This is a genomic window from Allobosea sp., from assembly GCF_048595345.1.
In the GTDB taxonomy this organism is placed as follows: Bacteria; Pseudomonadota; Alphaproteobacteria; order Rhizobiales; family Beijerinckiaceae; genus Allobosea.
Map to the genome: position 1 here is coordinate 1 of NZ_JBMDWH010000148.1, position 2171 is coordinate 2171.

Below are 2171 nucleotides of genomic sequence, written 5' to 3' on the forward strand. Positions count from 1 at the left end.
GGGATGAGCATGCGGCGGCACCCCCCTCTGGCCTGCCGGCCATCTCCCCCACAAGGGGGGAGATCGGATGAGGCGACGGCTTGCCCCGCTGTCTTGCCTGCACGCCGCCGCTCAATCTCCCCCCTTGTGGGGGAGATGTCACGAAGTGACAGAGGGGAGTACGCCCTCTTGGTGGTCCTCTCGCAGCAGGGAGGCGCTGCATGCATCTCCTGCTAGCCCAGAAGGGCACCATCGCCGATGGCAAGGAGGCGATCGACCTTGGCCAGACGCCGGGCGATATCCTCTTCCTCTCCGCTGCCGATACGGAGCTGGCCTCGATCGCCGCCGCCCACCGTGCGCGCGATGGCGACACGCGCCTTCGTCTGGCGAGCCTCGCGACGCTGTCGCATCCCATGTCGGTCGATACCTATATCGAGCGCACGGCCCGTCACGCCCGGCTCATCGTCATCCGCGCGCTCGGCGGCGCGAGCTATTTCCGCTACATGCTGGAAGCCCTGCTGGCGACGGCTGTCGCCAACGATATCAAGCTCGTGGCGCTGCCCGGCGACGATCGTCCCGATGAGGGCCTGATCCCCTTCAACCGCATCGAGGATGCCGACCGCCGGAGCCTCTGGGCCTATCTCAACGAGGGCGGGGCGGAAAATGCCGACCGTTTCCTCGCCTATGCCGATGCGGTGGTGTTTGGCGGCGAGAAACCGGCACCGGCGACGCCGCTCGAAAAGGCCGGCATCTGGTGGCCGGGACGCGGCGTGGTGGATGTCGAGGAGTGGCGTGCGCTTGCGGGCGAAGAGCCCCCCTCTGGCCTGCCGGCCATCTCCCCCACAAGGGGGGAGATTGGCTGGAAGCCCACATCGGTGTCCCGCGCGGTTTCCGAGCGTGCCGCTTTTGTTTCCGGTGGGGAGGAAGCCGTTTCTCCATCGATTTCCCCCATTGTGGGGGAGATGGCCGGCAGGCCAGAGGGGGGTATCGGCGGGGCAGGCCGTCCCACCGTCGCCATCGCCTTCTACCGCGCCTATGTCCAGAGCGGCGAAACGCGCCCGGTCGAAATGATGATCGAGGCGCTGGCGGCGGAGGGTATCCGCGCCCTGCCGCTCTTCGTCTCCAGCCTGAAGGAGCCGGTTTCCATCGAGACCGTCCGCGCCGCCTTTGCGGAAGTCCGGCCGGAGGCGGTGCTGAATGCCACGAGCTTTGCCGTTTCCGCGCCCGGCGCCGGCCGCAAGCCGACGGTGCTCGACGAGACCGGTGCGCCGGTGTTGCAGGTCGTCTTCTCCGGCTCTTCGCGCGAGGCGTGGCAAGCCTCGGGGCAGGGGCTCACGGCGCGCGATCTCGGCATGAACGTCTCGTTGCCGGAAGTCGATGGCCGGGTTCTGTCCCGTGCCGTCTCCTTCAAGGCGGCCGCGCGGTACGACGAGCGCGTCGAGACCAACATCGTCAGCCTCGATCCGGTGGAAGACCGCATCCGTTTCGTTGCGAAGCTTGCCGCAGGCTGGGCGCGGCTTCGGCGCGCCCACCCGGCCGAACGCCGTATCGCCCTCGTCATGGCGAACTATCCCAACCGCGATGGCCGCCTCGGCAACGGCGTCGGCCTCGATACGCCCGCCGGCACGATGGAAGTGCTGCGCGCCATGGCGGCGGAAGGTTATGCAGTGGCGGACCTGCCGGAGGATGGCGATGCGCTGATCGCCCATCTCATGGCGGGCCCCACCAATGCGGCGAACGACGGCCGTGAAATCCGCGAGACGCTTTCGCTCAACCATTACAAGGCGTTCTTCACTTCGCTTCCGACATCGATTCAGCAGGAGATGGCCGCCCGCTGGGGTGCGCCGGAAGACGATCCCTTCGTGACCGGCGACGTCTTCGCCCTACCGCTCGCCCGTTTCGGCGAGGCGCTTGTGGGCATCCAGCCGGCGCGCGGCTACAATATCGATCCGAAGGACACATACCATTCGCCGGATCTCGTGCCGCCGCATGGTTATCTCGCCTTCTACGCCTTCCTGCGCCGGCATTACGGCGCGCATGCCATCGTGCACATGGGCAAGCACGGCAATCTCGAATGGCTGCCGGGCAAGGCGCTGGCGCTGTCGGAAGCCTGTTACCCCGAGGCCGTGCTCGGCCCGGTGCCGCATCTCTATCCCTTCATCGTCAACGATCCCGGCGAAGGCACGCAGGCC

The 2171-nt window shown here is 67.4% G+C and carries 1 protein-coding gene; it reads left to right on the top strand.

Features of this window, described 5'->3' with window-relative positions; all coding sequences use genetic code 11:
- Nucleotides 1-200 precede the first annotated feature (200 nt).
- The coding region (locus tag ACOJTB_RS13965; protein ID WP_420103133.1) for a cobaltochelatase subunit CobN at nt 201-2171 on the top strand (1971 nt) is incomplete at its 3' end.